This window comes from Mycolicibacterium rhodesiae, assembly GCF_002086695.1.
Taxonomy (GTDB): domain Bacteria; phylum Actinomycetota; class Actinomycetes; order Mycobacteriales; family Mycobacteriaceae; genus Mycobacterium; species Mycobacterium rhodesiae.
Map to the genome: position 1 here is coordinate 247,297 of NZ_MVIH01000003.1, position 16,976 is coordinate 264,272.

Genomic DNA, 16,976 nt, shown 5'->3' on the forward strand with positions numbered 1-16,976 from the left:
AGTGGGGTAGGTCAGACCAAGAAGTTGTCGTTGCGAATGAAGAACTCGCGGCGTTCGTCGTCGGTCAGCTCGCCGAGCTTGGGCAACCCTTCGAAATAGAACTCGCGCGGCGCGCCGGGAGCGAACAGCATCAGGATCGAGGCGGGCTCGTCGGACTGGTTCCCGAAGCCGTGGATGCCGCCGGGCGGGACGTAGAGATAGTCGCTCTGCTCGCCGACGGTCCAGTCGCGGCCGTCGAACAACTGGATCCGGCCGGACAGCACGAAGAAGGACTCCGACATGGCCTTGTGGAAATGCGGGCCGGGTCCACCTGCCCTGGGGCCGAGGTCGACGCGGTACAGACCGAAGTCGCCGCCGGTCGATTTCTCGGTGGCCAGGTAGGTGTAGCTGACCGGGCCGACTTCGAAGTCGGCCGGGGTGTCAGCCTTGCGCAGGGTGGCGCTGACGTCGCCGTCCCCGTCGTACCGCGGCGGGGGATAGGGCGGCACATGCAGCGACATGGCTACATTGTGCCGCTCAGCCGAGCGGGTAGGTCACGCCTGTCAGTTCTTCGGACACCGCCCACAATCGCTTCTGCGCCGCGACATCGTGCGACCGCCGATTCGAGGAGACGAGCTTCGGATAGCCCCGCATCTGCAGAAGTCCGCCGGGTCCGTAGTACTGGCCACCGCGCACCGTCGGGTCGGTGGCCGCGCGCAGCTGCGGGAGCGCGCCCATCTCCGAACGCTGCACCGTCAGGCCGAAACCCCACTCGACGACCTTGGGGAGATTGCGGCCCAGCTCGGTGGCCGAGCTTCCCGGGTGGGCAGCGACAGCGATGGTGTCGGTCGCGGCCAGGCGGTTCTGGAGTTCGTAGGTGAACAGCAGGTTGGCCAGTTTCGACTGGCCGTAGGCGCGGGTGCGGTCGTAGCTGCGTTCGGACTGCAGATCGTCGAAGCGGATGCTGCCGAAGCGGTGGCCGTTGCTGCTGATCGTGACGACCCGCGAGCCGGGTGCGGCGAGCACGCGGTCCAGCAGCAGGCCGGTGAGCGCGAAATGGCCGAGGTGGTTGGTGCCGAACTGCAACTCGAACCCGTCCTGGGTGGTCTGCTTCGGCGTCATCATCACGCCGGCGTTGTTGATCAGCAGGTCGATGCGGTCGTGGCGGGCGCGCAGCTCGTCGGCGGCGGCGCGGATGGACGTCAGCGACGTGAGGTCGAGTTCTTGGACGCTGACGTCGGCCCCGGGGTATCGCCGCACGATGAGGTCAGCGGCGGCCTTGCCCTTGTCGAGGTTGCGGACCGCGAGAACAACGTGCGCGCCCTTGGCGGCGAGCGCGCGGGCGGTTTCGTAGCCCAGTCCGGTGTTGGCTCCGGTGATCACGGCCGTCCGTCCGGTCTGGTCCGGGATGTCGGCGGAAGTCCAGGGTGCCATGCAGTTCTCCTCGGTTAGACTGGCTAACCGGAGCGTGCGCCCCGGTTTTGTTCGACTATACGGAACGCGCGCCCCGCTTTGTCAACGCAGGAGAGGTGTGAGGTGGGTCTGAGCTGCCGGCCACTACGGGCGGATGCCGCGCGCAACCGTGCCCGCGTGCTGCAGGTTGCCTATGAGGTGTTCGCCGAGCAGGGGCTGGCCGTGCCGATCGACGAGATCGCCCGGCGAGCGGGCGTCGGCGCCGGCACCGTCTACCGGCACTTCCCGACCAAAGAAGCGTTGTTCGAAGCCGTTATCGGTGAGCGGATGCGGTTCGTCGTGGGGCGAGCACGGGAGTTGTTGGCCGCTGATCCGTCTGGCGCGCTGTATGAATTCCTCCGCGAGATGGTGCGCGAGGGCGCGGCCGACCATGGCATGGTCGAGGCGCTGGCCAGCTACGGAATCGACCTCGACACTGCGGCGCCCGGCGCCGAAGCGGAATTCCTCGGCATTCTTGGCGAGATGCTGGCGGCGGCCCAGAAGGCGGGGACCGCCCGTGCCGACGTCGGCGTCGCGGAACTCAAGGCGCTGATGGTGGTCTGCAAGAGCGGGCAGTCCTACGGAGAAGACGTCGCCGACCGGATTACCAACGTCATCGTGGCCGGTCTACGCGCCGGGTGAGTCTGCGAGATACCAGGGAAATCCCTGTATCGCTGCTGGGGGCTCAATCCCTATACCTGTAGTTGCGCGCGCACGGCGCGCAGTGCTGACAGGGCGGGGGCCAGGGCATGAGCTCATTCAACGATCCAACGAGGCGGAAGCCGACAGTGGCGCAGCCTCGGTTCGAGAAGTCGATCGGCCGGATCGGTGCGCTGGCCGTGGCGTTGGGCGTCGGTTTCGGCCTCGGCGCTCCGCTTGCCTGTGGCGTCGCCAATGCCACGGGGCCTGACGCGGGCTCGAGCGCCGACGGGGGAGCATCGAGTGGCCGCACTGGAAGCGGCACGGGGAACAGCGGTCGACAAGGGGTGCACCTTCACAAGCCGAGTCGCGGTGCCTCGAAGTCCGGCAGCGCGGTGCAGCAGTCGGAGCGTCACACCAGCACACCCCGTGCCGCATCCAGCGTGTCACCGAAGTCCGAGACCGCGTCGCCGAAGCAGGTTCAAGACATTCGTCCGGCCGTCTCGGACGACACCGATGGGGGCGCTGAGGGGTCGTTGTCGTCGGTGACCGTCAGCGTCTCCGCGGCGGCGCGGCCCAGTGATCCCGGCGGACCTGCGTCCCCTCCGATCACGCTCAAGAGCATCGTCACCGACGCGCTCACCTGGGTTGGATTGCGCGGTCTTGCACCTTCCCTGCCGGTGCCCGATGTGCCGGTACCGCCATTCTTTGAAGGCCTCTGGCTCGCCGTGCGCGGATTCCAGCGCACAGTCAACAACCAACGGCCCGCCGCCCACCCCACCCTGCTCGAGCCGGATCCCGACGGCACGATTCGCGGCAATGTGAACGCCACGGACTTCGACGGCGACCCGCTGAGTTATTCGGTGTCCAAGCCGGCGACCAAGGGCGACGTTTCGGTGGATTCGGACGGCAGCTTTACCTACAAACCAGGTGACGAGATCGTCGCCACCGGCGGCACGGACAGCTTCACGATCAAGATCGACGACGGTGCCACTCATGGCTTGGCGGGGCTGCTCGGCCTGAGCGGTCCGGCCATGGCGACGGTCAAGGTCACAGTGGCTGCGCCAGTGGGACCGGTCAATCACGCGCCGGTCAATGGTGTTGCCGACGTGCACGATCCGGATGGCGACGGCAAGGTGACCGGGACCGTCACGGCCACGGACCCAGACGGTGACACGCTCAAATACGCGCGAGGCACGTCACCGGGCAAGGGCGCCGTGGTCGTCAATGAGGACGGAAGCTTCACGTACACACCGACAACCGAGGCGCGCCACGATGCGTCGGCCAATGCGGCGGGTGTGGTGCGTGACGGCTTCACGGTGACCGTCAGCGACGGCAACGGTGGCACACTGGCGGTGCCGGTGTCCGTGATTGTCAGTGCGAAGAACTCCGCACCAAGCGGGATCTCGGTTGATTCCGGCAGTCCGGATGCCGTCACGGGGCTCGTAACCGGTGCGGTTCACGCTACGGATGCCGATCAGGACACGCTGACGTACACGGTGTCGACGCAACCCGGTCATGCGCAGCAGTTCGATTTCGACAGCAGCACAGGCGCTTTCACCTACAAGCCAACTGACGACGCGCGGCACGCGGCATCTAGTGGTGGGTCGACGACAGACTCGTTCGCGGTCACCGTCGCTGACGGGCACGGCGGTACGACCACGACCGACGTCAGTGTGACGGTGGCGCCGTCAGCGCCGGTCAACCACGCACCGGTGGCCAATGACGATTCCGCGACCACCAACGAAAACGTCCCGGTGTCAATCTCTGTTCTGGCCAACGATTCGGACGCTGACAGTGACGCGCTGGTCGTCACTGACGCGGCAACTCCGTTGCACGGCAGCGTCACTCATAGCGATAGCGGTGTCACGTACACCCCGAACACCGATTACCACGGCGCCGACAGCTTCACCTACACCGTCAGTGATGGCCACGGCGGCACGGCCAGCGGCACGGTCAGGGTCACCGTGGCACCGGTCGACGCACCGCCGCTGACCGGCGTTCCGGTCGGCGGGCTACCGCTTGGCGCGCCGGTGACCACACGAGACGGTACGGTCTATCAACTGCTCTCTGACCTCGGCGGCGGGACCGGCAGCGTCGCGATCATCGGCAACAACGGCTCCACCACGGTGGTGGCGCTCCCGGGATCTCGCACATCTGGCCTGTTCGCCAGGCCGGGCGGGGATGTCATCATCACGACCTTGAGTCAGGTCGGCGAGGACGAGTTCGACGACAGCTCCTATCGCACGCTTGTATCGGTGGTGCGACCCAACGGCACCATCTCCACTACCGAAATCACCGGTTTGGCCAAGAGCGCGCCCGTCGTCGCGGCCGACGGCACCGCCTACCAGATCGTGACGACGGCGGTCGATACCGGGATCGTGGCTGACGGCACGCCGGTGACTGCCAGGACGATGGTCGTCCTGCGGGTCGACCCTGGCGGCACGGTCAGTATTCAAACCCTCCCCACAGTGCCCGGGGGCACCGTGTACGGGCTCCCCACAGGCAATGTCGTCACGGATGCCCAAGGCAATGGATACGTGGCTTTTGGCGGAGCGAAGTTGAACACGGCCGGCTATTCCTACGCAGCGGGGATCATGGTTATCCCGGCCCACGGCTCGGCCTATCTGTCGGATGTGGTGTCGAACAACTTTCTGGCCAGCCCGATGGCGGTCGCTCCCGACGGCACCGCGTATGCGGCGTTCCTCGAGAACGACGAGTCGACGATGGTGATGAAGCTGTCGGGTCACACCACCACCTTCTATCGCAATATCGTGGGCGCTCCCGCACGGGAGGTCCCGCCCTTAGTCGTTGGTGCCGACGGTTCCGCGTACCTGGTCACAACTTCGTCCTCCACAGAAGGCGACATCATCGCCAGCCACATCACCCGAATCGGCGGGAACACTATCGACATCCCCGTTCCGCTGGAGACACCGTTGTTGGTCGCACCCGACGGCGGGGCCTTCCAGATGATCTCGTTGGGCCAGGTCCTGGCGATCAGTCCAGGCGGGGCCCACACCACCCTGTCGATCGATGCCACTCAGTTCGTGCTGGGGCCGGACGGAAAGGGTTACGCACCCACCGCCGGCCACGTCACCGTCGTAACCACCGGCGGCGCAACCTCCGATATCGAGATCGGCGGAATCGGTGCGTCACCGCTGGTGTTCGGGCCGGAAGGGACACCGTTCGCGGCGGTCGACACCGGCTCGAGCTATGTCATCAAAAACCTGGCCACCGGCGCGAGCAGCGACCCGCTGGCCAAGTCCGACAGCACTTCTGGCATAGGAACGTTGGCGCTCGGACCGGACGGCACCGCCGTGTTCGTTCCGGCGGGCTCCGCCACCGACTCCCATCCCGTGCAGATCCTCACCTACACTCCCGACGGGGCGACCGTCATCAGTTCTCCGGTCAACGGTGTCAGTTCGGGCGGGATCACGTTCGGCCCTGACGGCACCGCCTACGTCGGCGTGCTCCAAAAAGGCGACGACGGCAGCTTCGGCACGACCATCGTCACTGTCACCTCCGCTGGAGCCACTACGGGACCGACGGTCAGCGGACTCGCGATCCAGCTTGCTGCTACATACCACGGTTTGTACGCGTTCGCCGCGTCGATCACTGGAGAGGGCACCTTCGGGAATACCCACTTGGTCTCACTGCCAGCGGTTCCCAACACTGTCGTGCCGGCGACGACCGTTGCCAAGACCGTGAACAACGCTACGGGTGTCGTCACCGGGCAAGTGACCGCGGGCTCCAAGCTCGGCGAGGGCGTCACCTGGTCCGGTTCGACCACGACCGCGCTGGGAAGCCTCGTGGTGGGGTCTGACGGAACGTTCACGTTCACGCCCAGCGAGGCCGCGCGTGCGTATGCCCAGGAATCGGGCAAGGTGTACAACGTCATCGGGTCGTTCACCGCCACCAACAGTGCGGGTCAGGTCTACACCATCCCGTTCAACGTGCCCCTGCTGCCAACCAATTACCCCGTGACGCCGTCGACGTCACAGCTATACCCGCTGCACACTTTCAACGGCGCAGGTACGACATTCAGCAACGACCCCGACTCTCTGCTGGGTCAGGACGGCGTCGTCAGCTCCTGGTTCGGCGAGCCCGCGTTGGAGTGGACCACCATCCACGACATTCTGACCGACGGCCGGGATTTCGCAGAATGCAACCCCTGCAGCGGCAAAGGTGAGTGGGATTGGGACTACTCCGAAGTCAAGATCTCCTACACAGGGCATCCCGACCTCACCCAGACCGCCGACGGCACTCCGATCAACGCCGAGGTGTATGTCGTCAGTCTTCTGCACGTGCCCGGTATGAAGTATTACGAGGCCTATGTGATCGGCTACCGCAAGATGGAAAAAGGTGACTTCATCTACGTCAAATCCGACAGCGCGAATCAGGCCAGAGTCGACGGCGGCACCGGTGTCGTGAAGCAGGCCTTCGTCGACTATGAAGCCATCGAGGTCGTGCCCGGCACCTTCCCCGAAGATTGGTTCTACCAGCGCGACCCGGGTGACGTGGGCGGATTCATCTTCGACAACGAATTGCCCAGTGACGCTTTGAAGCCTGAGGAGGAGAAGCAATACACCGAGGGTGTTGGGCAGATTCTTGACTATTATCAGAGCATTCACAACGGTCTCGAAATCGGTGGAAACCTCGCGTCCATTTTCGGTTCGATGGTCGTTGATCCTGAGACCGGTGTCTTTACCGCGGTGGAGGGGGGCAAAAAGGTGAAGCTGGCTCTCAAAGTCGTCAAAACTGTCGGTTTGCACCTCGAAGACATCAAAGACCCCGAAGCATTCTTGAATTCGGCGATGTTCCTCGCTGAGGGGCCGGAGGTCGGATCAGTGCCCAGTGTCGGCATCCCGGACTGACGCTCGATAACGGGCCGGTGACCGACCAGAGCAGCACGCTGACGGCGTAAACAGATTCCTTGCACTCGACTGGGGCGAGTGCTAAAAAGGTGGTTGGCACTCACGACCAGTGAGTGCTAGGTCGGGACGGTGAGACCGAAGTCGTACACACCTACGGTCGTCCGTCGCGGGCACTGCGTCCGGCCAAGAGACGTGTAACCCCCAACCGGAGGATTCACTTCGCAATGTCCAAGATCATTGCTTACGACGAAGAGGCCCGCCGCGGCCTCGAGCGGGGCCTGAACGCCCTCGCCGACGCGGTAAAGGTGACGCTGGGCCCCAAGGGTCGCAACGTCGTCCTGGAGAAGAAGTGGGGCGCCCCCACGATCACCAACGATGGTGTGTCCATCGCCAAGGAGATCGAGCTCGAGGACCCGTACGAGAAGATCGGCGCTGAACTGGTCAAAGAGGTCGCCAAGAAGACCGACGACGTCGCGGGCGACGGCACCACCACCGCCACCGTCCTGGCTCAGGCTCTGGTTCGCGAAGGCCTGCGCAACGTCGCTGCCGGCGCCAACCCGCTCGGCCTGAAGCGCGGCATCGAGAAGGCCGTCGAGAAGATCACCGAGACGCTCCTCAAGAGCGCCAAGGAGGTCGAGACCAAGGATCAGATCGCAGCCACCGCCGGGATCTCCGCGGGCGACCAGACCATCGGTGACCTGATCGCCGAGGCCATGGACAAGGTCGGCAACGAGGGTGTCATCACCGTCGAGGAGTCGAACACCTTCGGCCTGCAGCTGGAGCTCACCGAGGGTATGCGCTTCGACAAGGGCTACATCTCGGGCTACTTCGTGACCGACGCCGAGCGCCAGGAAGCGGTCCTCGAGGATCCGTACATCCTGCTGGTGTCGTCGAAGGTCTCGACCGTCAAGGACCTGCTTCCCTTGCTGGAGAAGGTCATTCAGTCGGGCAAGCCGCTGCTGATCATCGCCGAGGACGTCGAGGGCGAAGCCCTGTCGACCCTGGTGGTCAACAAGATCCGTGGCACCTTCAAGTCCGTCGCCGTCAAGGCCCCGGGCTTCGGTGACCGCCGCAAGGCCATGCTGCAGGACATCGCGATCCTGACCGGTGGCCAGGTTGTCAGCGAGGAGGTCGGCCTCTCGCTCGAGACCGCCGATGTCTCGCTGCTGGGTCAGGCCCGCAAGATCGTCGTCACCAAGGACGAGACCACGATCGTCGAGGGTGCCGGTGATTCCGACGCCATCGCCGGCCGGGTGGCTCAGATCCGTGCCGAGATCGAGAACAGCGACTCCGACTACGACCGCGAGAAGCTGCAGGAGCGCCTGGCCAAGCTGGCCGGCGGTGTTGCGGTGATCAAGGCCGGCGCTGCCACCGAGGTGGAGCTCAAGGAGCGCAAGCACCGCATCGAAGATGCCGTGCGCAACGCCAAGGCTGCTGTCGAAGAGGGCATCGTCGCCGGTGGCGGCGTGGCTCTGCTGCAGTCGGCTCCGGCTCTGGACGAGCTGTCGCTCTCCGGTGACGAGGCCACCGGTGCCAACATCGTGCGCGTCGCGCTGTCGGCTCCGCTGAAGCAGATCGCCTTCAACGCGGGCCTGGAGCCCGGCGTTGTCGCCGAGAAGGTCACCAACTCGCCTCAGGGGACCGGCCTCAATGCCGCGTCCGGTGAGTACGAGGACCTGCTCAAGGCCGGCGTCGCCGACCCGGTGAAGGTCACCCGCTCGGCGCTGCAGAACGCGGCGTCCATTGCGGCGCTGTTCCTCACCACCGAGGCCGTCGTCGCCGACAAGCCGGAGAAGGCCGCCGCACCTGCGGGCGACCCGACCGGTGGCATGGGCGGTATGGACTTCTAAGTCCCAGTACGAGAAAAGCCCCGGCCCGCTTGGCGAGCCGGGGCTTTTTCGTTTGTCTGTCCCCAGTGTGGGCTTTATGCACAGAATTTAACGAAATCGCGTGCACAGCACCCACAGTCGAGAGGGAGGCAGTGATCGTGTCGAGGTGCAACCATTTGTCGGAAGTGCTGCGGTGCGCCGCGGTGAGATCACCAGACGTGCGCTGGCGCGTGGATACAAAGCGGTCTACCGCGATGTCTACCTACCCCGCGACGTCGAACTGACCGCTCAATTGCGAGCGCGGGCTGCACATCTGGCTACCGGGGCTACGTTGTGCGGGCTGTCGGCTGCAGCTGCATTCGGCACGAAGTGGATAGATCCCTTGGCCCCAGAGGAAATCATTCGTGCCGACCGGCATGCCGCCCGCGGCATCGTCGTGCACACGTGGGACCTCGAGTCCGACGAGACGTGCCTGACCGCAAGCATGCCGGTGACGACGGCGGCGCGCACCGCCTTCGATATCGGCCGTCGCGGTCAGTTAGTCCAGACCATTCCCGTCCTCGACGCACTGATGAACGCTACTGGGCTGAAGCACGCCGCGGTGGAGGCGATTGCCGAAAGGCACCCTCGCGCCAGAGGCGTGTCCCGACTGCGCTCGACACTGCCGTTGGTGGACGGCGCCGCCGAATCGCCGCAAGAGAGCAGGTTGCGACTGCTGCTGGTCCAGGCCGGCCTGCCGCGGCCGGAGACACAGATCGAATTCCGAGATCTACATATTCGCGTGGACATGGGCTGGCGGGAATGGAAGGTCGCCGTCGAATACGACGGTGTTCAACATTGGACTGATGGCCGGCAGCGGGCGTGGGACCTGGAGCGGATTGCGCAATTGGAAGCTGCGGGTTGGGTGGTCGTGCGAATCAGCGCCGAAATGATGAAGCGACCGAATGTCATCGTCGAACGGGTGGCAACGAAATTGCGCGCGGCGGGATGCGCGATTTAGCGCCGAGTGTGGGCCTTGTACACGGTTTTTCGGCGATTTGCGTGCATAGGGCCCACAGTCGAGGCGAGGGTCACCCCAGCGGAACGCAGTCGTCGCCGCAGCCAGATGCCGTGGCCACACCCGGGACGGCAGGCCGGTGCAGCACCGCTCGCTGCGGGATGACATGCAGTCGGTCGTCGGTCAGCTCGCCGCGGCCGTCGACGATCAAGCTGTACCCACCGGGCTCACGCGGCGGCCAGACCATCGTGACGTCGGGGTGCGCGAGCGTGTTGCGGCGGGTGCTGTTGCCCACCGAGCCGACGTCGAGTACGCCGCCGACGAGCCGAGGGTCTACCGCGACCGTGTGCGCGCGGTGCTCGTCGCTCACGGTGATCAGATAGCCGAACGGATAATCGGCCAGCGTGCCGGCGAGCTGATCGAGATCCACCTTGACGCTCATGGGCCGACGATAACCCCAAGCCATCTAGGGAATACCGCCGCTGTGCCCTAGGGTTGCCAACCAAATGCCGCTGCCTACGCCGTCTCCCACGTCCACTGCCGTCGTCACCGGGGCCTCGTCGGGCATCGGCGCAGATCTCGCCCGCGAACTCGCCGCCCGCGGGCACGGGGTCACTCTCGTCGCCCGCCGCGAGGACAAGCTCAGAGAGCTCGCTGCCGAACTCGGCGACCAAGTCCGCGTCGAGGTCATCGCCTGCGACGTCGCCGACGCTGACGCCCGTGCCGCCCTGTTCGACGAGGTCGAGCGACGCGGCCTCACCGTCGACATCCTGATCAACAACGCAGGCATCGGTGTGGTCGGATCGGTCGCCACCGCACCGGTCGCCGACGAGATCGCTCAGGTGCGCGTCAACGTCGAAGCGGTCATCGACCTCACCTCACGCGCTGTCCAGCAGATGGTGCCGCGCGGTCGGGGCGCGATCCTCAACGTCGGATCGACCGCGGGCTTCCAGCCGTTCCCCGGCCAGGCCGGCTACGCCGCCACCAAAGCATTCGTCCGCAGCTTCACCGCCGGGCTGCGCGGCGAGCTCGCCGGCACCGGGGTGACCGCAGCGGTCCTGCACCCCGGGCCGGTGCGCACCGAGTTCCTCGCCGCCGCCGGAATGGACGAACGCGAATTCGCCTCCGCGTTTCCGAAATTCATGTGGATGCCGTCGCGGACCGTCGCGAAGATCGGCATCGACGCGCTGGCAGGCGACCGCGGCGACGTGATCGCAGGTATTCAGAACGTGATCAGTACCCGGATCTTCCAGGCACTTCCGCATCGCGTGCTGCTGCCCCTGCTGTCCAAGAGCCATCCCGCGCTCAAGCGCGACACAAGCCGACACTGACGTTCAGTAGTTAACTACTGAGTCCGCCGGGCACTCGTGGCGACTACAGTTTGAATGCTCCTTCGGGGGTGTCGGTGAGTGTTGGGGGAGTGCCATGAAGTGTCATCAGCGACGTCTGTGGTTGGCCGCAGGCGTGATGTCCTTCGGCGTGGGCGCAGCGGTGACCGGTGGCGCGGCGTTTGCCCATGCTGACACCACCGAGTCCTCGCCCGCCTCTGGTCCCGCGAAGCCGCGCGCTACTGCCGGCACTCCGCATCTGCGCGGCACGCACCCGTCTGTCGCGTCCCCCAGTGCTGCGCGTACCCCCGTCTCGGCGCGCGCATCGAAGGCGGATATCGCGATAACGGTTGCCTCCGTTGGGCATTCGCCGCGTGTCCGCACCGCAACCGCCAGCCGAGCGGCAGTGCAGCCCTCGGCGTCTGCGCTTCCAGCGCCACCGCCGCTCGGGGCGATCCTCCCGCGATTGTTCAACGTGTTGGTGCCGTTGATCAACAACACCCCGGTACGCGACCTGCTCAACATCGTCGATCCGCCGGGAACGCCGGGGGCCACGGTGATCCGGCTGGCCGGGACACCGTCCAGCGCGGTGTTGAGCCCCACCGGCAATCTGCTGTTCGAGCTCACCGTGCCGCCGAATCCCCTCGGGGGCATCTTCTACGTTCCCCCGACGTACTCCACGCTGACCGTGATCAACACGGCGACGAACACGGTCGTGGGAGTGCCCGTCAACGTCCGCGGCGTCCCCATCGGGGCCCCAGTGATCAGCGCGGACGGTACCCGCGCCTACCAGAGCTCGTCGGTGGCGGGCGGGGTGAACACGACGTATGTGACGGTGATCGACACCGCGAGCGGCAACGTCGTCGGGAAACCGATCCGGCTGGACGGCTGGTCGGCCGGCAGCGTGGTGCTCAGCGCCGACGGCCACTACGCCTACCAGGCGACCACCATCAGTGTCGGGAGCGTCTTCACCACCGCGGTGAGCGCCATCGACACCAAAAAGGTCGCTACCGTGGGCGACCCAGTGAGTGTGCAGGGCTGGATTCGGGGGTCGATGGTGCGCAACCTCGACGCCACTCGGCTCTGTCTGACTACCACCGACGAGGTTGCCGTGATCGACACCTCGGACATGTCGCTCGTAGCTCCGCCGATCGCTGTTGACGGCTCCCCGAACGGCGGCGTCGTGGCGAGCCCAGACGGCACCCGAGCTGTTGTGACGACCGACCGTGGCAACTTTCCCGACAACACCGTCGTCGTCACACTCGTCGACCTCGCCAGCGGATCCGTGATCGGAACACCCACGGTCATCGAGGGTTTCACCAATAGCACCGCAGCCGGGATTCCGATATTCAGCGACGGCGGCGCGCGGCTCAATCAAATCACCGGGGCCTACGACCAGAACACCAAGACCAGCTCGACCGTCCTGACCATCATCGACAGCAGTACCGGCAACCTCGTCGGTGCCCCAATCGCTCTGCCCGGCAACGACACTCGCTTCATGGCGGTACAGGTTCCCGACCCGGCGGACAGCCACCTGTTCGTCGCCTCCGGGATCACCCAGACCTACGACTCGATGGTCATCACCGTCGTGGATACCTCCGACGGCACGGTCGTCGGAACGCCGCTGGTGACCGGCTACGGCACACTGGTGTCGGCACCCGGCGGCAACAGTGTGTACGTGTCCGCGGGGTTTGGCGGGTCGACGCCTACCGGAACTGAGGTCAGTGTGGTCGACAGCGACGGCGTCACCACCGGTACGTCTCGGCCACTCTTCTCTCCGCCGATCGCGCTCTTGGCGAGCCCCGGAGGCTCGCGGGTGTATCAACTCACCGCCGTCGGCTCCCATATCCAGATCTTCGCGCTTGATGCCGTGACTGCCGCCGGCTCAAGCGTCCCGGTCAGCGTTGGCGGCACTGTGAACAGCGCGCTGATCACGCCCGACGGCACGAAGATCTACGACACCAACAACGGATCCTCGCCGTTGCTCTCGCTGTCGTTTCCCTATCGGGTGACGGTCGTGAAGACGAGCGCGATCAGGTAACTGCTGACGGCCACGGCCGCATCCAGCCTTCGACCGGCAGGGCGAGACCGTTGCACAACGTGCACACGGTCCGGTACCAGCCGACGGCGATCAACAGCTCCATCCGCTGCTCGTCGTCGAAGCTGTCACCCAGCGCGGCCCAGGTGGACGCCGACCATGAGCCGGTGCGCTCCAACTCGTCGACGGCCTCGATGAGCACCCGCTCCGCAGCAGTCCACCGCGCGTCGTCAGCAGAACCGACCGCCAGTGCATCGGCCTCCGCACCGGACACCCCGGCGATCGGTCCCCAGAACGCGGCCTGCCCGCCCCACTCGTAGGCACAGCGCACCAGCCCGCAGATGCGCAGGATCGCGATCGTGCGGACGCGCGGTGGCAGCCGGGTGTCGACGTAAAGAGACTCGCCCATCTTGCGTAGCTTGCGGGCCATGTCGGGGTGGCGCTGCAGACACCGCACCAGCAGCAACGGCTCATAGGTGCGATCGGGGTGTCCCCAGCTGCCTATGTCGGCGGCGTCGGCGTCACTCCACGGCTGTGCCAGCGGCGCCACCCGGCTCACAGGGAAGGCGCCGGTTGCCGTCCGCGGATCAGCTTGCCCGGCAGCGCCGACGTCGGCACTCCGTTCTCCGAGATGACCTCACCGGCGACGATCGTTGCGACATAGCCGTCGGCGGTCTGGTCGAGCCGCCGCCCGCCCGCGGGCAGGTCGGCCTTGACGGTCGGCTGGTGGAGCCGCAGCGCATCGGCATCGATCACATTGACGTCGGCTTTGTAGCCCACCGCGAGCCGGCCGCGGTCGGCCAGCCCGGCGATGCGGGCGGGCACCGAGGTCAGCTCCTGGACCACCCGTTGCACCGACAGCCGGCCAGACGGCCTGTCCCGCACCCAGTGCGTCAGCATGTAGGTGGGAAAGCTTGCGTCGCAGATCATTCCGTAATGCGCGCCGCCATCGCCCAAGCCCAGAACCACGTCGTCGCGCTGGATGAGTTCGGCCACCGTGTCCAACGAGTTGTCCCGGAAGTTGGCCAGCGTCACCAGCAGCATGGCGTGACCGTCATCGTCGAGCAGCCGGTCGTAGGCCTCCTCGAGCGGGCTGACGCCGCGCGCGGCGGCCCGCGCGCCGATCGAATCCTCAGGCGACGGTTCGTAATTCGGCGGGTCGCCGAGCGGGAACATGTAGTTCCAGGCCTGTGCGGCGAACATCAGCGGGTGCCCGTCGCTGGCGGGCTGGTCCTTCAAAATACGTTCACGCACTTCGGGTTTGCGCATCTCGGCGACCCGCTCGGCCAGCGGCAAGTCGGCGATCTCCCGGTATGCCGGGTACATGACGAACGGGTTGCCGGACAGGTCCAGGCCGAGAACCAGGCCGATCGGTCGCGGGAAGATCTGCCCCGTGACGTCGCCGCCGTTGGCGTTGGCCTTCTCGACCATCCGCAGTGCGTCGAGGTGAATCGGCGGTCCCGCGTTGCCGATCGCCAGCGTGAACGTCACCGGCAGCCCCACGTCGGAGGCGACGTCGAACACCGCGCTCAGCGCACCCTCGTAGTCACCGGCCATCAGATCCGGCACGAACTGCAGCAGTCCGCCGCCGGCGTCGTCGACACCCCGAGCGATCGCCTCGATCTCCTCGTACTGCGCCTCATAACTCGGAATCGGTTGTCCGCCTGAGGTTTTATGCAGGGTGAGCCGGGACGAGGCAAAGCCCAGCGCACCGGCGCGGATCGCTTCCTCGGCCAGCTTGCGCATCAATGCCAGATCCTCGGGAGTGGGCAGCTCGCGGTTGACGCCGCGCTCACCCATCACGTACACCCGCAGCGGGGAGTGCGGCAGGAACGCCGCGACGTCGATGTCGCGCTGTCGCGAATCCAGCGCGTCAAGGAATTCGGGGAACGTCTCCCAGGTCCACGGCAATCCGTCGACCATCACGACGCCGGGGATGTCCTCGACACCGGCCATGACGTCGACGAGCGTGTCGTGGTCCTCCGGGCGGCACGGTGCGAAGCCGACGCCGCAATTGCCCATGACTGCCGTGGTCACTCCGTGAGCCGACGACGGCGTCATCCGATCCGACCAGATCGCCTGCCCGTCGTAATGGGTGTGCAGGTCGACGAAGCCGGGGGTGACGAGAAGGCCGGTGGCGTCGATCTCCCGCCCACCTTTTTCGGTGACGGTGCCCACCGCGGCGATGACGCCGTCGGACACCGCGACATCACCGGGGTAGGGCTCGCCGCCCAGCCCGTCGACGATCGTTCCGTTGCGGATGACCAGGTCATAGCTCATACCGACGACATTACGTCGCCACCCCCTGTCACGATGGAGGTGTGATCGATCACTTCGGAATCAACTGTGACAAGTACGCCGAATCCCAGGAGTTCTACGACAAGGTCCTGCACGTCTTGGGCTACCACCGGGTGATGGACTTCGGTGAAGCCATCGGTTATGGCACCGACGGCAAGCCGACGTTCTGGATCGCCGATGCATCGGCCGGCGACGCCGACGGACCGAACCGGGAGGTGCACATCGCGTTCGCGGCCAAGGACGCCGAATCGGTACAGGCGTTCTTCCATACCGCCCTGGCGCTCGGTGTCGAGCCGCTGCACGAGCCGCGACTGTGGCCCGAATACCACCCGGGCTATTACGGCGCCTTCGTCCGCGACCCGGAGGGCAACAACGTCGAAGCGGTCTTCCACGGCGCCCAGCCTGAAGCCCAGACCCCGACGAACTCCGCGTAGCGTCTGACGTTATGGCCGACTCATTGTCCGACGCAGACGCCGCCCGCGAACTCCTGCGGGATTCGTTCACCCGCATCATCGAGCACGTCCAGGAAATCACCGACGATCTGACCGAGGAGCTCTCGTTCTTCCGGCCGACCGCGACGGCCAACAGCATCGCGTGGCTGGTGTGGCACAGCGCTCGGATTCAGGATGCGCAACTCGCCGATATCGCCGGGACCGAGCAGGTGTGGTTCAGCGGCGGGTGGGTGGACCGCTTTGATCTGGACCTGCCCCGCGACGCCCACGGTTACGGCCACACCCCTGAAGAGGTCGGCAAGGTTCGGGCGCCCGCCGACCTGCTGGCCGGCTACTACCACGCCGTGCACAAAGTCACCCTGGAGTATGTCGCCAGTGTCACCACCGAGGAACTCGCGCGCGTGGTCGACGAGAATTGGAATCCGCCGGTGACGGCAAGCATGCGGTTGGTCAGCATCATCGACGACTGCGCCCAGCACCTTGGTCAGGCCGCGTACGTACGGGGCATCGCTCGCTGACCACCTCCGCGGTCCGCTGGTGGCCGCCGGTCGGGTTGGTTGCGATGATGCTGCTCGGTTGGGCGGTGGGGAAGGGCTCGACCGCGCTCGACGATTGGTTCCAGCTCGCCAACGGCAGCGGGTTGGGACGCCTGCTGTTCTTCACCGATCAGCGCACGATGGCGGTGATCCTGGTCGGCGTCCTGGCGCTGGCCGCCTATCGGCGGCGCTGGCCGCTGGTCGTCGCGGTCGCAGTGAGTCCTGTTGCTGCCGTGATCCTTTCGCGCCTGTTCAAGGAGATGTTCGGCCGGCAGAAGGGTGGCGCGGTCGCCTACCCCAGCGGCCACACTACGCTGATGGGGGTGGTGATCGGCATGCTGCTTCTGGTGGTGGGTGCGCGGTTGTACGTCGGGGTGGTCGCCACCGTCTGGGTGCTGCTCGGGATGCTAGGTCAGGCCGTGACCTATCACTACTTCACCGACGCCGTCGGCGGGCTGCTGCTGGGCAGCGCGATTGTCTGCCTGGCCGCCGCGATCCTCGGCGGGACCGGTCGTTCACCGCAGCGTCACCCTCGGTTTCCTTCACGCTGCTAA

General features: G+C 66.0%; 14 protein-coding genes. 9 read left to right on the top strand and 5 right to left on the bottom strand.

The window, feature by feature from the left end:
* Nucleotides 1-11: 11 nt before the first annotated feature.
* Nucleotides 12-500 (bottom strand): cupin domain-containing protein, encoded by a 489-nt coding sequence (locus BST42_RS08430; protein ID WP_083118121.1) that lies wholly within the window; start codon nucleotides 498-500, stop codon nucleotides 12-14.
* A gap of 16 nt (nucleotides 501-516) precedes the next feature.
* On the bottom strand, nucleotides 517-1,413 hold the full coding sequence (locus BST42_RS08435; RefSeq protein WP_083118122.1) for an SDR family NAD(P)-dependent oxidoreductase: 897 nt from the start codon (nucleotides 1,411-1,413) through the stop codon (nucleotides 517-519).
* A 102-nt stretch (nucleotides 1,414-1,515) separates the two neighbouring features.
* On the opposite strand from BST42_RS08435, the gene BST42_RS08440 reads away from it, so the two are divergent.
* The 4 genes from BST42_RS08440 (at nucleotide 1,516) to BST42_RS08455 (ending at nucleotide 9,773) form a co-directional block, all read left to right on the top strand.
* Nucleotides 1,516-2,073, top strand: a complete 558-nt coding sequence (locus tag BST42_RS08440; protein WP_083118123.1) for an SbtR family transcriptional regulator — start codon at nucleotides 1,516-1,518, stop codon at nucleotides 2,071-2,073.
* Between the two features lie 146 nt (nucleotides 2,074-2,219).
* Nucleotides 2,220-6,944, top strand: a complete 4,725-nt coding sequence (locus BST42_RS08445; protein WP_165760811.1) for a cadherin-like domain-containing protein — start codon at nucleotides 2,220-2,222, stop codon at nucleotides 6,942-6,944.
* Nucleotides 6,945-7,168: 224 nt separating this feature from the next.
* Nucleotides 7,169-8,794: a chaperonin GroEL gene (groL, locus tag BST42_RS08450; RefSeq protein ID WP_083118125.1), complete on the top strand. Its 1,626-nt coding sequence runs from the start codon at nucleotides 7,169-7,171 to the stop codon at nucleotides 8,792-8,794.
* A 145-nt stretch (nucleotides 8,795-8,939) separates the two neighbouring features.
* Nucleotides 8,940-9,773 (top strand): DUF559 domain-containing protein, encoded by an 834-nt coding sequence (locus BST42_RS08455; RefSeq protein ID WP_083118126.1) that lies wholly within the window; start codon nucleotides 8,940-8,942, stop codon nucleotides 9,771-9,773.
* Between the two features lie 70 nt (nucleotides 9,774-9,843).
* On the opposite strand, the gene BST42_RS08460 is transcribed toward BST42_RS08455, so the two are convergent.
* Nucleotides 9,844-10,212 carry a hypothetical protein gene (locus BST42_RS08460; RefSeq protein WP_083118127.1) on the bottom strand — a complete coding sequence of 123 codons (369 nt, stop codon included), beginning with the start codon at nucleotides 10,210-10,212 and terminating at the stop codon, nucleotides 9,844-9,846.
* A gap of 64 nt (nucleotides 10,213-10,276) precedes the next feature.
* Here BST42_RS08460 and BST42_RS08465 point away from each other — a divergent pair, with 64 nt between their 5' ends.
* Together BST42_RS08465 and BST42_RS08470 are read left to right on the top strand one after the other, a co-directional pair.
* Nucleotides 10,277-11,101 carry an SDR family NAD(P)-dependent oxidoreductase gene (locus BST42_RS08465; protein ID WP_083118128.1) on the top strand — a complete coding sequence of 275 codons (825 nt, stop codon included), beginning with the start codon at nucleotides 10,277-10,279 and terminating at the stop codon, nucleotides 11,099-11,101.
* 463 nt (nucleotides 11,102-11,564) lie between these two features.
* The gene (locus BST42_RS08470; RefSeq protein ID WP_133057433.1) at nucleotides 11,565-13,139 is read left to right on the top strand and encodes a hypothetical protein; all 1,575 of its coding nucleotides are present in this window, start codon (nucleotides 11,565-11,567) and stop codon (nucleotides 13,137-13,139) included.
* Here BST42_RS08470 and BST42_RS08475 read toward each other — a convergent pair.
* Nucleotides 13,132-13,695 carry a carboxymuconolactone decarboxylase family protein gene (locus BST42_RS08475; RefSeq protein ID WP_083118130.1) on the bottom strand — a complete coding sequence of 188 codons (564 nt, stop codon included), beginning with the start codon at nucleotides 13,693-13,695 and terminating at the stop codon, nucleotides 13,132-13,134. The genes BST42_RS08470 and BST42_RS08475 overlap by 8 nt on opposite strands.
* Nucleotides 13,692-15,416, bottom strand: coding sequence for an N-acyl-D-amino-acid deacylase family protein (locus tag BST42_RS08480; protein ID WP_083118131.1), 1,725 nt, complete (start codon nucleotides 15,414-15,416; stop codon nucleotides 13,692-13,694). The genes BST42_RS08475 and BST42_RS08480 overlap by 4 nt, the downstream gene beginning before the upstream one ends.
* Before the next feature lie 41 nt (nucleotides 15,417-15,457).
* Here BST42_RS08480 and BST42_RS08485 point away from each other — a divergent pair, with 41 nt between their 5' ends.
* The 3 genes from BST42_RS08485 to BST42_RS08495 are packed head-to-tail and all read left to right on the top strand — an operon-like array spanning nucleotide 15,458 to nucleotide 16,976.
* A complete protein-coding gene (locus tag BST42_RS08485) occupies nucleotides 15,458-15,868 on the top strand; it encodes a VOC family protein (RefSeq protein ID WP_083118132.1) in 411 nt (136 codons plus the stop codon).
* Nucleotides 15,869-15,879: 11 nt separating this feature from the next.
* The gene (locus BST42_RS08490) at nucleotides 15,880-16,404 is read left to right on the top strand and encodes a mycothiol transferase (RefSeq protein ID WP_083118133.1); all 525 of its coding nucleotides are present in this window, start codon (nucleotides 15,880-15,882) and stop codon (nucleotides 16,402-16,404) included.
* Between the two features lie 44 nt (nucleotides 16,405-16,448).
* A complete protein-coding gene (locus tag BST42_RS08495) occupies nucleotides 16,449-16,976 on the top strand; it encodes a phosphatase PAP2 family protein (RefSeq protein ID WP_083118134.1) in 528 nt (175 codons plus the stop codon).

What these genes read in the sequence shown, in the direction of transcription:
- BST42_RS08430 (WP_083118121.1), bottom strand. Translation starts at nt 500, where the DNA reads ATGTCGCTGCATGTGCCGCCCTATCCCCCGCCGCGGTACGACGGGGAC.
- BST42_RS08435 (WP_083118122.1), bottom strand. Translation starts at nt 1,413, where the DNA reads ATGGCACCCTGGACTTCCGCCGACATCCCGGACCAGACCGGACGGACG.
- groL (WP_083118125.1), top strand. Translation starts at nt 7,169, where the DNA reads ATGTCCAAGATCATTGCTTACGACGAAGAGGCCCGCCGCGGCCTCGAG.
- BST42_RS08460 (WP_083118127.1), bottom strand. Translation starts at nt 10,212, where the DNA reads ATGAGCGTCAAGGTGGATCTCGATCAGCTCGCCGGCACGCTGGCCGAT.
- BST42_RS08465 (WP_083118128.1), top strand. Translation starts at nt 10,277, where the DNA reads ATGCCGCTGCCTACGCCGTCTCCCACGTCCACTGCCGTCGTCACCGGG.
- BST42_RS08480 (WP_083118131.1), bottom strand. Translation starts at nt 15,416, where the DNA reads ATGAGCTATGACCTGGTCATCCGCAACGGAACGATCGTCGACGGGCTG.
- BST42_RS08490 (WP_083118133.1), top strand. Translation starts at nt 15,880, where the DNA reads ATGGCCGACTCATTGTCCGACGCAGACGCCGCCCGCGAACTCCTGCGG.
- BST42_RS08495 (WP_083118134.1), top strand. Translation starts at nt 16,449, where the DNA reads ATGATGCTGCTCGGTTGGGCGGTGGGGAAGGGCTCGACCGCGCTCGAC.